General features: G+C 35.5%; 21 protein-coding genes. 17 read left to right on the top strand and 4 right to left on the bottom strand.

Features of this window, described 5'->3' with window-relative positions:
- The first annotated feature begins 40 nt into the window (after positions 1-40).
- Together J2S19_RS04675 and spsC are read left to right on the top strand one after the other, a co-directional pair.
- Complete coding sequence (locus J2S19_RS04675; RefSeq protein WP_307337970.1) at positions 41-361, top strand: YuiB family protein; 321 nt, start codon at positions 41-43, stop codon at positions 359-361.
- Positions 362-715: 354 nt separating this feature from the next.
- A complete protein-coding gene (gene spsC, locus J2S19_RS04680) occupies positions 716-1,432 on the top strand; it encodes a stationary phase survival protein SpsC (RefSeq protein WP_307337973.1) in 717 nt (238 codons plus the stop codon).
- Positions 1,433-1,495: 63 nt separating this feature from the next.
- Here the strand turns inward: spsC and J2S19_RS04685 are convergent, their stop codons facing one another.
- Entirely contained in the window at positions 1,496-1,972 is a 477-nt protein-coding gene (locus J2S19_RS04685; RefSeq protein WP_307337976.1) for a divergent PAP2 family protein, read from the bottom strand.
- Positions 1,973-2,152: 180 nt separating this feature from the next.
- On the opposite strand from J2S19_RS04685, the gene J2S19_RS04690 reads away from it, so the two are divergent.
- Positions 2,153-3,655: a leucyl aminopeptidase gene (locus J2S19_RS04690; RefSeq protein ID WP_307337978.1), complete on the top strand. Its 1,503-nt coding sequence runs from the start codon at positions 2,153-2,155 to the stop codon at positions 3,653-3,655.
- A 294-nt stretch (positions 3,656-3,949) separates the two neighbouring features.
- Complete coding sequence (locus J2S19_RS04695) at positions 3,950-5,284, top strand: Na+/H+ antiporter family protein (protein WP_307337982.1); 1,335 nt, start codon at positions 3,950-3,952, stop codon at positions 5,282-5,284.
- A 47-nt stretch (positions 5,285-5,331) separates the two neighbouring features.
- Here the strand turns inward: J2S19_RS04695 and J2S19_RS04700 are convergent, their stop codons facing one another.
- Entirely contained in the window at positions 5,332-5,514 is a 183-nt protein-coding gene (locus tag J2S19_RS04700) for a hypothetical protein (RefSeq protein WP_307337985.1), read from the bottom strand.
- Between the two features lie 124 nt (positions 5,515-5,638).
- The gene (locus J2S19_RS04705; protein WP_307337988.1) at positions 5,639-6,226 is read right to left on the bottom strand and encodes a biotin transporter BioY; all 588 of its coding nucleotides are present in this window, start codon (positions 6,224-6,226) and stop codon (positions 5,639-5,641) included.
- Positions 6,227-6,331: 105 nt separating this feature from the next.
- Between J2S19_RS04705 and J2S19_RS04710 the strand changes: the two genes are divergently transcribed.
- The gene (locus J2S19_RS04710; RefSeq protein WP_307337991.1) at positions 6,332-6,931 is read left to right on the top strand and encodes a sulfite oxidase-like oxidoreductase; all 600 of its coding nucleotides are present in this window, start codon (positions 6,332-6,334) and stop codon (positions 6,929-6,931) included.
- Between the two features lie 631 nt (positions 6,932-7,562).
- Entirely contained in the window at positions 7,563-7,940 is a 378-nt protein-coding gene (locus tag J2S19_RS04715) for a hypothetical protein (RefSeq protein WP_307337994.1), read from the top strand.
- Between the two features lie 283 nt (positions 7,941-8,223).
- Here J2S19_RS04715 and J2S19_RS04720 read toward each other — a convergent pair whose 3' ends face one another.
- A complete protein-coding gene (locus tag J2S19_RS04720) occupies positions 8,224-8,406 on the bottom strand; it encodes an aspartyl-phosphate phosphatase Spo0E family protein (protein WP_307337997.1) in 183 nt (60 codons plus the stop codon).
- A gap of 338 nt (positions 8,407-8,744) precedes the next feature.
- On the opposite strand from J2S19_RS04720, the gene J2S19_RS04725 reads away from it, so the two are divergent.
- The 11 genes from J2S19_RS04725 to J2S19_RS04775 all read left to right on the top strand — a co-directional run bounded on the left by J2S19_RS04725 (position 8,745) and on the right by J2S19_RS04775 (position 19,682).
- On the top strand, positions 8,745-9,773 hold the full coding sequence (locus J2S19_RS04725; RefSeq protein WP_307338000.1) for a TFIIB-type zinc ribbon-containing protein: 1,029 nt from the start codon (positions 8,745-8,747) through the stop codon (positions 9,771-9,773).
- Between the two features lie 2 nt (positions 9,774-9,775).
- On the top strand, positions 9,776-10,618 hold the full coding sequence (locus tag J2S19_RS04730; protein WP_307338416.1) for a TPM domain-containing protein: 843 nt from the start codon (positions 9,776-9,778) through the stop codon (positions 10,616-10,618).
- Positions 10,619-10,653: 35 nt separating this feature from the next.
- On the top strand, positions 10,654-11,652 hold the full coding sequence (locus tag J2S19_RS04735; RefSeq protein ID WP_307338003.1) for an SPFH domain-containing protein: 999 nt from the start codon (positions 10,654-10,656) through the stop codon (positions 11,650-11,652).
- A gap of 40 nt (positions 11,653-11,692) precedes the next feature.
- Positions 11,693-12,445, top strand: coding sequence for a (S)-benzoin forming benzil reductase (locus J2S19_RS04740; RefSeq protein ID WP_307338007.1), 753 nt, complete (start codon positions 11,693-11,695; stop codon positions 12,443-12,445).
- Between the two features lie 367 nt (positions 12,446-12,812).
- Positions 12,813-14,027, top strand: coding sequence for a sensor histidine kinase (locus tag J2S19_RS04745; protein ID WP_307338010.1), 1,215 nt, complete (start codon positions 12,813-12,815; stop codon positions 14,025-14,027).
- Between the two features lie 268 nt (positions 14,028-14,295).
- On the top strand, positions 14,296-14,826 hold the full coding sequence (locus J2S19_RS04750) for an HD domain-containing protein (RefSeq protein ID WP_307338013.1): 531 nt from the start codon (positions 14,296-14,298) through the stop codon (positions 14,824-14,826).
- Positions 14,827-14,951: 125 nt separating this feature from the next.
- The gene (locus J2S19_RS04755) at positions 14,952-15,098 is read left to right on the top strand and encodes a hypothetical protein (RefSeq protein WP_307338016.1); all 147 of its coding nucleotides are present in this window, start codon (positions 14,952-14,954) and stop codon (positions 15,096-15,098) included.
- Between the two features lie 575 nt (positions 15,099-15,673).
- Entirely contained in the window at positions 15,674-16,096 is a 423-nt protein-coding gene (locus J2S19_RS04760; protein WP_307338019.1) for a MerR family transcriptional regulator, read from the top strand.
- 111 nt (positions 16,097-16,207) lie between these two features.
- Entirely contained in the window at positions 16,208-16,891 is a 684-nt protein-coding gene (locus J2S19_RS04765) for a zinc metallopeptidase (protein ID WP_307338021.1), read from the top strand.
- Between the two features lie 69 nt (positions 16,892-16,960).
- On the top strand, positions 16,961-18,295 hold the full coding sequence (locus J2S19_RS04770) for a hemolysin family protein (RefSeq protein WP_307338024.1): 1,335 nt from the start codon (positions 16,961-16,963) through the stop codon (positions 18,293-18,295).
- Positions 18,296-18,563: 268 nt separating this feature from the next.
- Positions 18,564-19,682, top strand: a complete 1,119-nt coding sequence (locus J2S19_RS04775) for an AI-2E family transporter (RefSeq protein ID WP_307338026.1) — start codon at positions 18,564-18,566, stop codon at positions 19,680-19,682.
- Positions 19,683-19,707 lie beyond the last annotated feature (25 nt).

Raw genomic sequence — 19,707 nt, forward strand, 5'->3', positions numbered from 1 at the left:
TCCTTCAGTACACTTAAATTTGTGTAATGGAGGTGAAAGCGTGTTAAGCTTACCGGTTTTATTAATATCAATGCTTTTATTTTTAGTCTTATTTTTTGGAATAGGATTTTTATTAAATATGTTATTGCGTATGTCATGGATTATGGCAATTGTTTATCCAATTGTTTGTATTTTTATCATAGATGAAGTGAGATTTGTTGACTATTTTCTTAAGCCTGGAAGTTCCTTTTCGAAGTTAGGGGACAAAATCACCTCATTAGCACTTGCTGATATTTTAATTTTATCATGTGGCTTGTTTGGAGCAATCCTCTCAGGTGTTATCATTAAAATGCTTCGTAAACGAGGCTACCAAATGTTTTAATACATACATTCTGTCTGACATTATGCGTCAGGCATTTTTTTTTGTTCACCAGAAAATTTACCAGGAAATGATAAAGTTCTTGAACTGTGGATATTCGCTCAACATCCAAGCTTCAGCGCCTATCCCCTCCAGCTTATATGCTATTTTTGGCAAAGAACTAATAAACGGCTTCTATTCAATATCATCTTATGCTTGTCGGGCTGAACAAGAAGTTTTCGCTATTTTTATTCCATAAAAATGAAACATCACCTTCTATGCTTTTAAACTGTTAAAATATGTTTTTTTCTCATTTTGGAATATTCTCTTATAAATCTGGGAACGCTTAGATTTGTGAGAGGAGTGAATAGGAAAAAAATGATCAGTATAAAACAAGTAAGTAAACGGATTTTTATGTCTTTATTATTTTTAGGTGCATTAACGACAACTTTTGAGGTCGTTTCGGGTCTTGAAATGAAGGATATACGTGACTGGTATAGCTCTTCTGAGGAGAAAGCGACGATTGATGAAAAAGAAGTGAACGATAACTCATTTAGGTTTCTTGGTTTGACATTTAAATCGATGAACAGTGAACCTTCTGTTGCGACTTCGATATCCTCAAGTGTTGAGGCCGTAAATAAGGATGTGACTCTAGAGGATGCGATTGATTGGACGAGGTATCCGAAAAAGAAAGTGGTTGCAACGGGTTATACAGCCGGAATTGAATCAACCGGTAAGCAACCGAATCATCCTAGCTATGGAATTACATATTCAGGTGTGAAAGTAAAGCGTGACTTGTATTCAACGATTGCAGCAGATTTAGATGTCTTCCCGTTAGGAACGATTTTGTTTATTCCCGGGTACGGCTATGGAGTTGTTGCGGATATAGGAGGAGCCATTAAAGGTGACCGCCTAGACTTATATTATGAGACAGTAGCCGATGTGTATGAACATTGGGGAAAGAAACATCTAGACGTGTATGTAGTGAAAGTAGGCGATGGAAAGTTAACGGAAGAACAACTTACCCGTCTAAATGAGGACGAGTCGATGCAAGTATTTAGACAACAATATATTAAAAACAAAACAAAAAGCTAACGGCATTGCCTTAGCTTTTTGTTTTACTGAAATTTAGAAGGAAGCCTGAAAGTTTACGGTCGTTTAAAAAATAAGGTAATATAAAAGAAGTGAGATGAGGATCCCGGTTATCCCACCGAAAAATACTTCAATCGGTTTGTGGCCTAGGAGCTCTTTTAATTTCTTTTGTTTTTCTTTGTCTTCTTTCTTTGGCCATAATTTTGCCTCTTCAACGAATGTGTTAAAGTCTACAACAAGTTGGTTTAGGACTGTTGCTTGTTCACCTGCATGTCTTCTCACTCCTGTTGCATCAAACATTGTAATGATTGCAAAAATAGCTGAAACAGCAAAAATAGATGAATCAAGTCCTTGATCGAGAGCAACACCAGTTGAGAGTGCAGTAACAGCTGCAGAATGTGAACTAGGCATCCCGCCAGTACTAGTTATAAGGGACCAATCCCATTTCCTACTAACAATGAATAGGATAGGAACTTTTACGAATTGGGCAAAAAAGATTGCGATTAGTGCTGAGATTAATGGAAAGTTTAATAATAGCTCCATAGTGCGCCCCTTTCTTAGAAGTGTTTTCAATTTATGTAGAAATGATTAACCGATTGCTTAATGCGCTTACATTTCCTAGCGCTAATATTTTTCTTATTATAACATAATCATTATGTTCACTTTTATGAAAATTTGATACATTTTTTATCAGAATCATTATTACTTATGGAGGTGCTAATCTTGTTTCAAGTGAAAAATCAAATACGTTTAGAGGAGAACCATGAAATAATTGTTGTTGGTCTCTTCAAGAAGAATCATCAATTAACAGGCATTCAGGAAGAAATGAATGAAAAATTGGATGGCCAATTGGCACAAATGTTAAAAGATGGTGATATATCAACGAATAAAAAATCGCTTACGAAAGTATATACACTCGGAAAAATTGCAGCGAAGCGAATTTACTTCATCGGGTTAGGAAAAGAAGACCAACTTTCATTTGATAGCTTAAAAGAGTGCTTTGGACGATTATTCAAGACGATTCAAGAGGCAAAACAACAAAAAGTGACGATTGTTCTCGATACGTTTACGACAGAGAAGATTGAACAATCAGATGCAGCTTATGCTTTAGCAGAGGCCTTTACGTTATCTACATATAAAGTCATTAATTATAAGCAAAAATCAAATGAACCTGAAATAGAAATTAACGATATAGAGGTTGTCGCAACAGCTGACCCGATAGAAATTAAATCGGCACTTGAAGTTGGCTACGCATTCGGGAAAGGGACGAATAGTGCCCGAACATTAACAAATATGCCACCAAATATTTTGACAGCTAGTGAGCTTGCACAATATGCATCTGAACTAGCAAATACATATCAATTCGATTGTGAGATTTTAGATAAAGCAGAAATGGAGCAGCTCGGTATGGGAGCATTGCTTGCTGTTAACCAAGGCTCAGAGGAACCGCCAAAGATGATCGTGTTGAAGTATCAAGGTAAAGAAGAATGGACTGAAGTGATTGGTTTAGTCGGAAAAGGGATTACCTACGATTCTGGTGGATACTCGATTAAACCTAAAACAGGCATGGTCGGAATGAAAACTGATATGGGCGGTGCTGCAGCTGTACTCGGTGCGATGGAAATTATCGGAGAAATGAAACCAGAGCAAAATGTAGTTGCTGTCATACCGTCTACAGATAATATGATTAGTGGTGCAGCCTTTAAGCCAGATGATGTCATCGTATCGATGAGTGGTAAAACTATTGAAGTGTTAAATACCGATGCAGAAGGCCGGCTTGCACTTGCAGATGGGATAACATACGCAAAGCACCATGGGGCGAATTATTTAATCGACGTCGCGACATTAACAGGGGGTGTCATTGTTGCACTCGGAACAGAAACAACTGGTGCAATGACAAATAATGAACAATTTTTTGAACAGGTATTGCAAGCTTCTTATGAGTGCAATGAACCGATTTGGCGCTTACCGATTACTGAAAATGATAAAAAACGAGTCCGTAATAGCAAAATGGCAGACTTGAATAATTCACCAGGCCGTGAAGGTCATGCGATTATGGCTGGAACGTTTATCGGAGAATTTGCTGAGAGTACACCGTGGGTTCACCTAGATATTGCCGGCACTGCAACAACGTCTAAGGCAAGTGATTTAGGACCGGATGGAGCAACAGGAGTCATGGCAAGAACGTTAGCTGCACTCGTTGAACGATTCGGAGAGAATAACTAAGCGATTAATATAGCTGGGCCAAAACAAAAATTCCCTAGAAGGAAACAACCATTGTTTCTTTACAAGGGGATTTTTTTGTGCAAAGATTTTTATATTTTATGAAGTGGAAGCACGAGACTCCTGCAAGTTATATAAATGTTGAGTACTTTTGCCATAGCCTCCAATATTTTTCAAAATGTTGTACCAATATAATGAATTCTATTGACACTTCGGAAGATTCTATGTTAAATTTAATTCTGTTATTTTATCTCTCTACCACATTAGCAAACTAAAGGATTTCGGAGGTATTAAGCGATGAATGCTGTTCTTGTTGCTGTTGTTGTGATGTTAGTATTAAGTTTATTACGGATAAATGTAGTTTTTGCATTAGTAATAGGGGCCTTAGTTGGAGGTCTTACAGGTGGTTTAGATTTAGCGACTACGATTGAAACATTTACTGGTGGTTTAGGCAGCAATGCAACAGTTGCTTTAAGCTATGCCTTATTAGGTGCTTTTGCGGTTGCACTATCAAAAACGGGATTGCCTGATGCAATTGTAGCAAGTGCAATAAAGCTTGTTGGGAGAAAAGGTGATTCTAAGCGACAAAACCTATCCAAGGTCCTTATATTTCTTTTAATATTGATTATGGCAATTTTCTCACAAAATGTCATACCTGTTCATATTGCTTTTATACCTGTACTTATTCCACCGTTATTAAAGGTGCTAAATGAATTAAGAGTCGATCGCCGTTTAATCGCGTGTATATTGACGTTCGGCTTGATTACACCTTATATGTTTTTACCAGTTGGATTCGGTGCAATATTCCACGGGATTATGAAACAAAATATGGAAGATAGTGGACTTGTTGTCGCATTATCTGATATTCCACAAGCGATGGCTATTCCTGCACTAGGGATGGTAATGGGCTTAGGAATTGCAATCTTTTTAACATATCGCAAGCCTAGAGATTATGAAACACGTGATATTGAAGGACAGGAACAAGCTTCGTCATACACAACAAAATCACTTATTATTGCGGTATTGGCTGTTATCATATCGTTATCTGTTCAACTTTATTTATCACAATCATTAGGTGTAGAAGGCATGATCTTTGGAGCATTAGCTGGATTAGTAGTTTTATATATAAGTGGTGTGTTAAAACGTAAGGAAGCAGACGTAGTGATAACGAACGGTATGAAGATGATGGCATTTATTGGCTTTGTTATGATTACTGCTTCTGGTTTTGCAAGTGTCCTAAAAGAAACTGGTCATGTTGAACAATTAGTAGCAGATGCAGAAGCAATCATTGGCGGCAATCAAACAGTTGGTGCACTATTAATGTTACTGGTTGGGCTTCTTGTAACGATAGGAATCGGTTCTTCATTTTCGACGATCCCAATTATTACGACAATATTCGTACCGCTATGTTTAGAACTTGGCTTTAGCCCAATGGCAACGATCGCAATTGTCGGAACAGCTTCAGCACTAGGTGATGCCGGTTCACCAGCATCAGACAGCACACTTGGACCGACTTCAGGCTTAGCTGCAGATGGTAACCATAATCATATTTGGGATACATGTGTTCCTACTTTTTTACACTATAATATTCCATTAATTATTTTTGGTTGGATTGCAGCAATAGTCCTTTAATTTATTAAAATAAGAGAAGGGTTGACTAATCTTAGTCAACCCTTCTCTTATTGATTGAAAACATGCTCTTTACAATTCTTTGCTATATTAATCCTCTCTAGTAACTCCTCATCATCCCAACTTAAAATAGTCTCTTCTTGTATATCCGACTGGTAATGAATAATTTCTTTTTCTAAACGTTCTCGCTCTTGCACATCTAGAAAGTATTTTTTTACGACTAATGCTTTCATTCTATTACACCCCTTATATCGTAGTACGAAAAGTCTTGTGTTCCTACTATACTACTTTTATTGACAAAACTAGTAAACAATATACATTGAAAATGTAAAAATAGTAAAAAAGGGGTGATGCTAGTTAGGCTGCAGTCCGATGATGAGTAATCTTTGTAACAGTATGATAGATTTTCGGAGCAATAATAGCCCCGACAATTGTAAAAGCAACATCCTTTACTAAAAACCAGGCCATTACACCCCAAGCAGATAGATATGACATCGGAGCATTTATCCAAACATTTAATGCTAACCACATGTAAGTCGTACCGATAATATAGATGACGATAATTCCCACAAATGAAGCGGTATAAAAAATTCCTGTCCCTTTTGTTTTATTTAACTCAATGATTTTTCCAACAATAAAAGCGGTTATAATATATGAAAGAATAAATCCACCTGTACTACCAAAAATAATTCCGATTCCTGCCTTAAATTGTGCAAAAACTGGAGCACCTGCAATTCCAATGAGAGCATAAATTGTCATTGATAACGCACCTAGCCTGCTACCAAGCAGTAACCCTGCTAAAATACAAAAGAATGGTTGCATTGATAACGGGACATTGGCGACTTGTAGAAAGGGTGCCCATGAAGTAATGTTAGCTCCAATAGCCATTAGTGCAGCAAACATAGCTACTAATGTTAAATCATATGTAGTCAATTTCTTTTTCATTTTTCCACTCTCCTCGAATAAAAACATTTAAGGAAAATATAATCGAAGGTATACTATATGTCAACTATTAATGGATATAAGTTAACAATAGGGAGGTTAATAATCATGTATTTCGGAAAGGTTCGAAAAAATAATAAGAATGACAGAGTACCACCAAATCAAAATGTAACGACGACATTCCCCGTGCTACATCATGGTAATGTCCCATATTATGACGATATAACAAAATGGAACATCCAAATTTATGGGCAAGTTGAATCCCCGAAACTATATACTTTGAATGAGTTAAAAACACTCTTCCCAAAAACAGAATATACAAATGATATTCATTGTGTCACAGGATGGTCTAAGTTAGATACGACGTGGCAAGGGGTAAAAACAACCGATATTGCGAAAGTAATAAAAGTAAAACCAACCGCAAAATATGTGATCATCCAAGCTGAGGAAGGCTGGACAACGAATCTTGCCATTGAAGACTTTTTAAAGGAGACGAGTCTTCTTGCATATGCCTATGATGATAAACCACTAACACCTGAGCACGGCTATCCATTACGGGCTGTATTCCCACATTTATATTTTTGGAAGAGCGCAAAGTGGGTTAGGGGCATACAATTTACGGAAAGAAATCATCCCGGATTTTGGGAACAAAATGGGTACCATATGAACGGGGACCCGTGGCGTGAAGAACGGTTTAGCTTTGACTGATTGAATATTATCAAAGTGAATGTAAATAATTTTCTATTAATGGAAAATTAAGAAATTAAATGAATCATGTTATTTGTTAGTGGCATATATAAAAACGTCTATGTAAACGACGTAATATGTCCTATAGGCTGCATTCTTGTTTTTACAGTATAGTCGTTCTAGTTAATTCCTAGCTACAGTTTTTGAATTTCATGTATTGGGTGTAAGCACCTTAGTGATGACTATACGATGTTACAATTATCAGGTCATCACTAGTTTATACGTCGATACGCAAGCAGCTTCTGTATCCTCACTTACCACCTTACACACGTCCGCAGGAGTCTCGGATAAATCCCTCCATCATATTAAAATGTATACAATGAATATCCTACAATATTTATCGCTCCGTCATGTTATGGGTTGTTATATTTTACCATATAGTCTGTTCGTCTGAAGAAAATGGATTCTTCCACAAATGATTAGACACTGACAATGTTTAGAATTATTTGACAAAAATAAAAAAGTCTAAAAAATCAGAATAAAAATGGATTATGGTAATAAAAATAACATTGGGTAATATTACTAAAAATGTTTATAAATGGTATAATTGATATATTGGTAACTTTATATTCATTGAAAAGGAGTACGAGTAATGAGTGAGTTAGAAAAAGATATAAAGGGCGGAATTTTATCTGCTGATGAGGCACGTAGTAATTTAAAGTTTGTGAATTGGGAAATATTTATCTTAATGGCTATAGTGGGGATAACTCTTGGTATAAAATATCAATCTTTTAATCATTTTTTACTTGTTATCCCTATTTTTATTTTATTTATATTTTTATTAAGATTTAGTATAGTATATTTTTTATTCACTGTCATATTTAGTTTGGTTTGGGGACTAATACTTGGCATCATTTCATATGCAATTCTATCTGGTGTTGTAACAGTTGCATTCGTTCCTGGATTAGTAAGTTTAATTATTGGTATTATTGTGTTTGCATTTTCATATAGTATGCATAAAAATATATAATCAGTAAAATATGAATATACAGACCAGACCTAAGTTCAGTATCTATTGAACTTAGGTTTTTGTGTTACAGCTCACTTAAAAGAGCTTTTAAATCGTGTTACAAAAAAAGATTTGTTATTAGCAAGAGTTAATTAACCATAAGAAGTGATAGTAAAAACAGTTACAGACTTGACTCAACTATATTGAACGATGGTTACTGTTTCATTTATAAGTCTGAGAATAAAAAAACTCCCAATATTTAGGGAGTCCAACTGAAATAGTATATATGTGTATAGCTATAAGGTTATTTCGGATTATTCGAGTGTTTTTGATATTCTACTATTAATTGATCTAACCTTTGACTAAGTGAAACTGTTCTAGGATGATTTAAACCAATGACTAAACCTATTTCGATTAATTCACCTTTTAGGTATTCTATTTTTGATAATAATTTTACTTCATTATTGCTAGGAATAGTATTTTTCATATCAAGGTACTCCTTTGATTCAAAAGTACTATCTTTTATTATAAATGATTATAAATGATTATCCTAAATTTGTAAATCTTTTATTTGAAATAAATATCATTAATTAAAAATATTTTCCAGCTAGGCAAGGGAAATGTGAGAAAATTGAAACTTATTGTCGATTAATACGTTAATAATAATAGTGTCATAAGATTAGGCATTCTTATTACTATATTCAAATTAATCCTATGTAATCTATAAAGTAGTGTTTGTCGTATGCTAGTAAGTTAACAAGAGAAGAGTAATTGCTAATCAAGTATATTTTTTTTAGTCAATAGAGGAAAAGGGAGAAGATACGATTGTTATTACATTATAAGTGCCCAAATTGTGGGGACGATATGGCTTTTGATAGTGAATCGGGGAAACTTTTTTGCCATAGCTGTGGCAGAAAAGATACGATTGATCAGTTTAATGAAGATTTAATTGAAACAACATTTGAAGAGAATGAAGCAAAGGAATATCAATGTGAAAACTGTGGAGCCATCGTCATCACAGATGCAGATACGACCGCTACATCGTGCAGCTTTTGTGGAGCGGGTGTTGTCTTAGCTGACAGATTATCCGGTGAGCTTGCACCTGCAAAGGTTATCCCATTTACAATCAGTAAAGAGGAAGCTACTGAGGCATTTAAGAAATGGTGCAAAAATGGCTTGTTAACGCCAAAAGGATTTATGAATGCGAATCGGATAAAAGAAGTGACAGGTATGTATGTTCCGTTTTGGATGTATGACTTAAATAGTCAAGCAGAAGTGCATGCGACTGGAACAAAGGTTCGAACATATACACAAGGTGATTATATCTATACAGAAACAAAATATTATGACGTGTATCGTGCTGTCGATTTAAACTATGAAAAAGTACCAGTTGATGCTTCTGAAAAACTAAACGATGAGTTAATGGATAAGCTTGAACCCTTTGACTACAGTGAGTTAAAAGAGTTTAAAACACCATATTTAGCAGGATATTTAGCAGAAAAATATAATTATACAGACGAAGAGTTACTATCAAGAGTTAAAACAAGGATCGACGGCTTTGTTGAATCGTACGTTCGCTCAACAATATCTGGTTATTCAACCGTTCAATACAAGGACAAACATGTCCATACTCAAAAAAGAAGAAGTATGTACGTGCTGTTACCGGTATGGCTTGTTTATTATGACTACAATAAACAAGAGCATACATTTGCGATGAATGGTCAAACAGGTAAAATTGTTGGGAAACCACCTCTAAGTTATGGAAAGATTACCGCATGGTTTTCAAGTATTGCAGGTGGAGTTTTGTTAACTCTTAAACTCGTATCACTGATGTTAGGAGGGGGTTTTTGGTGAAAATGAAAGCAATATGCTCATTTTTAGTGTTTCTATTTCTACTTCAACCAATAACTGCTTTTGCAAATGATACTTCTGAGAAACAATATGTGTATGATTTCGCTGGAATCTTAACGGAGGATGAATTACAAGAGTTACAGACAATTGCTACAGAATATTCAAATAAACGTGAAACTGACTTTATTTTATTAACGACAAATGATACGGAAGGCAAAGATATTATCCCGTATATGCAAGATTTTTACGATGAAAAAGCACTAGGATACAATAAACCACATGGAAATACAGCAATTCTAACAATTGATATGGAGCATCGGGATTTTTATTTAGCTGGTTTTGGAGTTGCAGAGACATATCTACATGATTCAAGACTTGATACGATCCGTGATGAAATAAACCCTGACTTAGCAAATGGAAGTTATGCAGATGCATTCATTTCATTTATTACATTAGCTGATGAATATTTTGATATCGAACCTGAAGAAGAGATTTATGATGAGTCGGGGGCAGAATCCGGGTATTATGAAGACTATGCAACGACAGATGAATACGAACAAAGTGCAGGAAATATTCTCTTTCAATTTTGGTTTCAGCTTTTAGTTTCACTCGGAATCGCTGTGATAGTTGTAGGAATGATGATTTATCATTCAGGTGGTAAAGTGACAATAAATCAACGTACGTATTTGAATGAAACCAACTCTAGGTTAACAGATCGGCGCGATACATATGTAAGAACCTCTGTTACGAGACAATTAAGGCCACAGAATAATAATAACAACTCTGGTGGTGGTGGCGGTGTTACTGGCGGGGGTCATTCACATAGCGGCAGTAGAGGCAGCTTTTAATAAAGCGAAATAAGATACAGAAGGGAATGGAGTAGATGTCTTTTTTTAGAGGACAATTTGCAAATGTTGTTGAGTGGGAAGAATTTAGAGATGATATGATTTTTTGGAAGTGGAATAACAAGGAGATTAAAAAAGGCAGTAAATTAATTATCCGGCCTGGACAGGATGCAATCTTCATGAATAATGGCAGAATAGAGGGGATTTTTACAGAAAGCGGAGATTATAACATCGAGTCAGATATTATCCCATTTCTCTCAACATTAAAGGGCTTTAAATTCGGCTTTAACAGCGGCATGCGTGTCGAAGTGTTATTCGTTAATACGAAGGTGTTTCAAGTGAAATGGGGTACTAAAAATGCGATAAATATTCCATCTTCACAGCTTCCAGGTGGGATTCCAGTTCGTGCGAATGGGACATTTAGCTTTAAAGTGGATGATTACATTACATTAATTGACCAAATTGCTGGAATTAAGGAAAGCTATGTGGTTGATGAAGTTAAGCAGCGTATTTCAGCAAATCTTGACCAACTATTAATGAAGTGGATTACGAAGGAAGGAAAGGACCTATTTAATCTGCAAGCCAATGCTTTTGAGATTTCTGAAGGAATTAAAGAAGACCTTGATATGATAATCTTAAAGAATGGATTAACGATTGAGGAATTTAACGTCATGAGCTTTAACTATCCGAAAGAAATTCAAGAGATGATTACAAAGACAGCCTCACATGGAATGGTTGGCGATATGAATCGTTATCAAAAAATTGCTATGACAGAGGCAATGGCTAAATCCTTGTCAGAAGGCGGTAATAAATCAAGTTCGGCTGCAGATATGGCAGGGATAACGATCGGCATGAATATGGCAAATGAAATGATGAAACAAATGAAACAATCAGATAAAGAAGGGCAATCAACGCAGGAGAAGCAACAAAGTGAGCCTCCGAAACAAGAAAATACAGTGCCGAACTTCTGTCCTAATTGTGGAGAAAAAACAACCGGTACAAAATTTTGCCCGAACTGTGGATATAAATTAGTGTGATTTCGTTAATGAATGATTACAAGAGGATGTGAACACGGTCATGAATTACTACATTGTAACAGGTGCATCAAAAGGGTTAGGTGAAGCAATTGTAAAAGAACTGTTTCATCGTGACTCTTCTATTATTTACTTATCTAGAAATAAGAACACCTTACTTGAGAAACTAGCTGACAATCATGGTGTAACGATTGTTCATCAACAATGTGATTTAAGCAATGTCGAGACAATAAAAGCAACGGCAGTGAAAGTTTTTTCTCTGATAGATATGAATCAAGCTCATTCGATTACACTTATAAATAATGCTGGAATGGTCGAGCCAATTAAACATGTCGGTGATGCGAACGAGCAAGAAATCGTCGAACATGTCAACTTGAATCTTATTTCACCAATGTTACTCTGTGAATTTTTTATAAAAGAGTACAATCAATTTCAAGGACAGGTACGCATCGTAAACATTACTTCAGGATCAGCAAACAGGCCAACAGCCGGCTGGAGTACATATTGTAGTACAAAATCAGGATTGAATATGTTTACAAATACAATTGCGATTGAGCAACATGACAAAGAGAATCCGATTATCGCAATTGGCTTCTCACCAGGCATTATGGATACGGACATGCAAAGTACGCTTCGCACTGCTAAAGATACCGATTTTCCATCTATCGATCAATTTAAAGCCTACCATGAAAAAGGAATGCTAAGAAGTCCGAGCTTTGTTGCCAACACACTTGTGACGCTATTAACTCAACCTTTAGAAAATGGCCGGATTTATGATATAAAAGAATTTATCTGAATGTATTCAATATGACAACATACATAACAATTGTCTTGTCAAAAGTCATTACATGTTGTGGGAAAAAGTTCTCTTATAAAAAATAGGCAATTAGAAATGAAAATTTTCAAAAATATTGTAAAAAAGATTCGCAAATTTTGTCATCTGGTGTAATAATATCTGTAGGTATGAAAAAATGTTATGGGGTTATATTTTGCAAGTACAATTAAAACTCATACATTTTTTGTAAAGTAATCAGATTATAAACGTATAGAGGTGGCTGAAAATTAAACGAATAAAACAGAAGAAGTTTGCAGTCATCATCTCCGTAACAATATTAGTCATTATGGTACTCTCTTCAATTAACTTATATGCAACTTACTTGAATATGAAAAAGACGATTGAAATAACGATAGGGAATCTAGGAACGTTCAAAGCTCAAACTGTTTTAAATAGCATGGACCCAGATGTACTTCAAGAATATTTACTGGGCAAGGTATCAAATCCGGAGAATTTGCAAATATTGAACGAAGAAGTAAGAAAGGCAGAAAAGAATACGGGCATTCAATCAATTTATATAATTCAAGCTGATGAAAATGGCCAACCAAGATTAATAGTAGATGGATCGTTTTTAGAAGCTTCGGATAGGAAAAAAGGAAGTGTAAGTAAACACTCTGAAGCCTTTCATACGATGTATTTGCAGGATGCTCCATTCTATACTAGATTAGAAGATTCAACTAATAGTGTGTCAGTGCTAGCAGGGGTACCTATTTTGAGCCAAGACGGTAAAAATATAGGTTCTCTTGTCATTGAAGAAAGTTCTGAAACAGTCAATCGTATTACAGAAGAGGTCATGTCCGATAGTTTGCCATTTTTTATTTTTAGTGGTTTGTTTGTTTTATTCGCCTTCAGTACATTTTTTGTCTATCAATTTTGGCTTCGTAAGGAAATTAGCTATCAAGTTGGTGAAACGGAAGAAACATACCAAGGTGAGTTCCAATCAATCCTTCATACAATGCGTTCAATACGACATGATTTTATTAACCATATTCAAGTAATCCAGGGATTGTTAACATTAAAAAAAGAAGAGCGTGCTCTAGAGTATGTCAATTCACTAACAAGTGAAGTCGTTTCGATTGAACTCCCTTTGAAAGTGAAAAACCCGGCACTTTTTATCTTACTTCAATCTAAATGGGCTCGTGCACAAAATGATAAAGTTGATATGCATTTATTCGTAGATGATGACCAATTCCTAAAAATAAAATCAATTGACCTTATAAAAATTCTTTCTAACTTAATAGACAATGCTTTTGATGCAACAACAACACTGCCCGAGACAGAGAGATTTATCCGAATCGAAATCAAGGCAACCAGTTCGAACTATTCATTTACGATTGAGAATATCGGACCCACTATTCCAAAGGAAAACATAACTAAAATTTTCAAAACAGGCTTCTCAACTAAGGAAGAACGATTAGGAGTGCCAAGAGGTGATGGTCTGAGTATTGTAAGACAAGTTGTAGATAAATATGGCGGTACGATTAATGTTCAGTCAGAGAAAAATACAACGATTTTTCAAGTGAACATCCCAATAAAATTATAAAAGCTATCCTTAGTCGTTCTTAACGGCTTGAGGATAGCTTTTTTAATGCTTATTTTTCAAGTTTATTTACTACGTTTAGCTAACCAATACACTTGCATTGCAAAGAGAATGTTGTTCCGAATGGTGTCCTTTTGGCATATAGATAAAAGAAGAGTATCTTTTTTTATCAATGTTAAAATTTACTTGTCAGCAAATCATTCCTCGTAGTTGAAGAGGGAATAAATATATGTTACATTCATTAGAAAACTTTAATTAGGGGAGGATTACCATGCGTCGAGTTATGTTAATGGATATATTTACACATCCAATTGCACAGAAATATTTAAATCGTTCTGGGGTTGCTCATGCAATTAGTGTTGCAGAATATTCAGTTAAGCTCGCACTAAAGCATGATGTAAACCCTGATATTGCAGCAAAGTCCGGGCTGTTACACGACATTGGCCATTATGAGTGGTATACAAATGGTGAATGGGACTTTGAAAAATACAAGAAGAACGATATTCATGCAATAAAAGGAGCGGAACGGGCACATAAACTCCTGATTAGACTTGGGGAAGAACGCGCATCTGCAAAGGAAATTGCTCTTGCGATATTACTCCACACTGATTCCTATCTCCCTGAAAACTCAATGAATAAAACAACATTACAGCAAATTGTCCGAATGGCAGACGAAATGGATGAAGAACCACAAGGAAAGCACCATTATCGTAAAATAAGCAAAGATGATGCAATCAAACGAATTGAACGTCTTGATAATCTAATCGAACAGCTTTTTATTGACTTACGTGAAACCGTATGACGTTAGATATTTTGTAAAAGAGTGAGATGTGTCTTGCTCTTTTTGTCCTGTTCTGCGGGTCTGTGTTGATGAATCTAGTTTTAAAGGTTGGTGGCTGTGGTAACTTTTTAAGGGGGAAGAAGGTTATGAGAAAGATTTTTCCCGGCGAAACTCGTCTTCATCTATCTTTAAGAGGGAAGACGAAAATGAGAAAGTCCAGGAGCAGAAATGGTCTTCATAAAGTGTATGAAGCCCAAACCGAGAAAGTCCAGGAGCAGAAATGGTCTTCATAAAAGGGATGAAGCCCAAAACGAGATAGCCCAGGAACAGAAATGGTCTTCATAAAGTGTATGAAGCCCAAACCGAGAAAGTCCAGGAGTAGAAATGGTCTTCATAAAGTGTATGAAGCCCAAACCGAGAAAGCCCAGGAGTAGAAATGGTCTTCATATAGTGAATGAAGCCCAAACCGAGAAAGACCAGGAACAGAAATGGTCTTCATAAAGGGGATGAAGCCCAAACCGAGAAAGCCCAGGAACAGAAATGGTCTTCATAAAGGGGATGAAGCCGAAATGAGAAAGACTCTAAGCAGAAATGGTATTATCATTAACTCAATGAAAAAATTACTAAGTTCCAGAAGTACCAACCAAACTCTCCTTCCACCCGCACAAGTAATAACAGCTACACCAACCTCAATCAACATAAGAGTCCCTCACCTTAATAAACCAATCCCAACAGTATGACCGCAGAAAGTGTTCATTGTTTAAACGTCAAATCATATATATTAAAAAAGCGTAACGTTTGACTGTACGGTTTTTAGTCGATAAGATAAGAATATATATATGAGCATGAGGTGATAGGGTGGGATAATATGTATAAAATTGGAGAACTAGCAAAAAAGGTCAATATTTCCAAGCGGACAATAGATTATTATACCCAAATCGGCTTGCTGCAAGTTGAAACAACATCCGCAGCAAATTATCGGATGTATTCTGATAAAACAATTGATGACCTTAGATTTATCGAGCTATGCAAATCAATGAATATGAGCTTGCAGGATATAAAAGAGCGGATTGAACTAAGGCATTCAAAAAATGCACAAAGACGTAAAGATGAGACATGCATTAAACATGCAAAACTTTTAGCAACACATATGAAACAGTTAGATACGGAAATTAAAGAATTAAAACCAATAATTGAAAATCTTAATGAGGATTCAAAAGCAGAAGTTGCACAACATATTACTAAAGAGACGAAAGCATTGATGCAATCATTAATGTTATTTATGAAATGACCTAGAAAAACTAGAATGTTTTAGAAAAAGTGTAACAATCATTTGAAACTGCTTACTATCAAAAATCCAGCACAAGCAGAAAAACGATCAACTAGAGGAGGAAATCGATAGATGTTTTTTCATCCAATGGACTTTTTAATTTTTGCAGCTTTTGGGCTCTCCATATGGGCGCAATTTAAGGTGAAGGGTAATTTTAATAAATGGGCTAAAGTAGATGCTTCCTCATATAAAACAGGGGCTGAGATAGCTAGACAAATTCTTGATCAAAATGGCTTATATCAAGTTCGTGTTGAGCCAGTAAGAGGTACGTTAACAGACCATTATGACCCAATGGCACGTGTTGTCCGTTTATCAGAACCTGTTTACTACGGACATTCTATTGCCTCTATATCAGTTGCTTCACATGAAGTAGGCCATGCAATTCAACATAAAGAAGCATATGGTGCACTTGTTTTAAGACATAAAATGTTTCCTGTTGTAAATCTGACATCGGGTATTGCTCCATTTATGCTCATTGGTGGTTTACTGTTAGGGCAATTAAATTTAATAGGGCTAGGGATTATTCTTTTTTCCTTTGCTGTCGCTTTTCAATTAATTACACTGCCTGTTGAATTCAATGCAAGCTCACGTGCGAAAAAACTAATGATATCTGAAGGGATTATCACAAATAACGAAGAACGTGGTGTAAATAAAGTATTAGGCGCTGCTGCTTTAACATATGTTGCAGGTGCATTAATGGCACTATTTGAGCTATTAAAATTCATTATGATTTTTTTCCAAGGTGATAATGATTAAATATATTTAGGTTTTTAGGAGGTGACAGGGGCTGTCTACTATCACCACACTTGTAGGCAGACCCTCATTTTGGATATAGTTAACCTGATAATCATTGCGATGTTAATTGCGGTTACCGCATTTTTCGTAGCTAGCGAATTTGCAATTGTAAAGCTACGAAGCTCTCGAATTGACCAGCTTATAGCTGAAGGGAATTCCTCTGCACATGTTGCAAAGAAAGTCATCTCAAATCTTGATGGCTACTTGTCGGCATGTCAGTTAGGAATTACGATAACGGCATTAGGACTTGGTTGGCTCGGTGAACCGACATTTGAAAGGATGTTTCACCCGTTAATCGAAACATTTCATCTAAATGAATCCGTTACATCTGTTCTATCCTTTTTATTAGCATTTCTTATTGTAACTTTTCTTCACGTTGTCATCGGTGAACTAGCACCAAAAACGGTTGCGATTCATAAAGCAGAGAGGATCACATTAATATTCTCACGTCCGCTTATTCTCTTTTATCAGATTATGTTCCCTTTTATTTGGATATTGAATGGTTCAGCTAACTTACTTGTTCGTTCAATTGGACTTAAACCGGCATCAGAAAATGATCTTGCACATACTGAAGAAGAACTTCGTATCATATTGTCTGAAAGTTACAAAAGTGGAGAAATCAATCAATCGGAGTTCAAATATGTAAACAAAATTTTTGAATTTGATGACCGAATTGCAAAAGAGATCATGGTTCCACGGACTGAGATAGTGACTACCTCAGTTGAAATGACATTTGAAGAAAACTTAGAGATTATGAGGAGTGAGAAATTCACTCGTTATCCGGTTGTGAATGGTGATAAAGACCATGTTTTGGGAATGGTTAATATTAAAGAGATATTTACAGATTTATATTATTTAACACCACAACAGAGAAAAAATTCGTCGATTCAAAACTATATTAGACCGGTTATTCAAGTGATTGAGTCAATCCCTATTCATGATTTATTGATTAAAATGCAAAAGGAACGGGTTCATTTAGCTATTTTAGTAGATGAATACGGTGGAACAGCCGGACTCGTGACCGTTGAAGATATAATCGAGGAAATTGTCGGAGACATTCGCGATGAATTTGACCAGGATGAGGTGCCAGATATTCAACAACGTGGTGAGATGCACTATGTTGTCGATGGAAAGGTACTTATATATGAGATTAATAATATTTTAAACATAGATATTAATGATGAAGATATTGATACGCTCGGTGGATGGATTTTAACTCAAAATATTGATTGCCAAACTGGTGACAAACTCGTTTATAAAGGATTTGAGTTTGAAATTGTTGATATGGAAGGGCATTTAATTCGGTCGGTTGAGATAAAAAAAATCCCTGAAATTGAAGTCGTTGAAGAGGTTATCGTTGAATAATATGTTACGAAAAAGTCAGATTAATAGTCTGACTTTTTTTACTGAATTGCTATATATCAATCCGTTTTATTGCAAAATAACTGATGCCCGGTTTATATTATCTTGGGGCTCGATATTTTGTGAATACTAATAGTATAAACTGATAAAATCATGTACATTATTAGTAGAGGCCTACATTTTTTGAAATCTATGAAACATTTTCTAGATTTAAAACGTATAGCTATAGATATTATTATCTTAATTGCTTTGATACATAGGAGGAAAGCTCTTGTTTAAATCGAAAACCCATTTTTGGACTTTGCAAATTTTACTTGTATTATTAATTGTTTTTGTAGGTACAAAGGTTTCTTTTCTCTTTGAACCAATTATTGTGTTTGTGTCTACATTGTTTTTTCCGATTTTAATCGCCGGAATTTTATTTTTCATTTTTGCACCAATTGTAAAATTGCTAGAGAAAGGAAAGGTTCCACGAACAATAGCGATATTAATCCCATATATCGTCTTTATCGGTGTTATTTCGTTAGTCATAGCGTTTGTCGGGCCAGTTTTATCCGAGCAGGTAACTGATTTAGTGAAGAATTTTCCAATGTTTGCAAATGAAATTGTTCAATTTATTACTCAGTTAACACATACGTCAGAATTTGAGTGGGTAATGGAGCAGAAATATGTTTCACTAGACCAAATCGAGGAAACATTAACTGGATTTGCGACGAGTCTGCCTGAGAATATTACATCAAGCTTTACAAAAGTATTAGGTGTTGTGACAAACATAACGTTAACGTTGATTACTGTTCCTTTTATTTTATTTTATATGTTGAAAGATGGTCATAAGCTACCATCTACAGCTGTGAAAGTTCTCCCTACTACATATCGTCATGAAGGGTTAAAGATTTTCCAAGATTTAAACGAAACATTATCAGCATACATCCAAGGACAGCTCATTGTTTCCATCTTTGTAGGTGTAGGTTGTTTTATCGGTTATTCCATCATTGGATTAAAGTATGCTTTAGTCCTCGGGTTAGTTGTAGCCGTGGCAAATATCATTCCATATTTGGGGCCATTTATTGGTGCTGCACCAGCTGTCATTATAGGGCTACTTGACTCACCAGGTAAAGCGTTACTTGCTGCTATCGTTGTAACAGTCGTTCAACAAATAGATGGGAACTTTTTATCCCCGCTAATTATCGGAAAACGTTTGAATACACATCCATTAACGATTATTTTATTATTAATCGGTGCGGGTAGCTTTGGCGGTATAATGGGAATGATTCTTGCTGTACCGACGTATGCCATGTTAAAAGCGGTAACGTTAAATATTATTCGTTTAATAAAATTACGAAATAAATATAAGGAAGAATACGATAATCCTCCCAATATAGAGGCATAGGCCGCTTTATCACATATACTATTTC

It is taken from the genome of Metabacillus malikii (assembly GCF_030813355.1).
Classification (GTDB): Bacteria; Bacillota; Bacilli; order Bacillales; family Bacillaceae; genus Metabacillus; species Metabacillus malikii.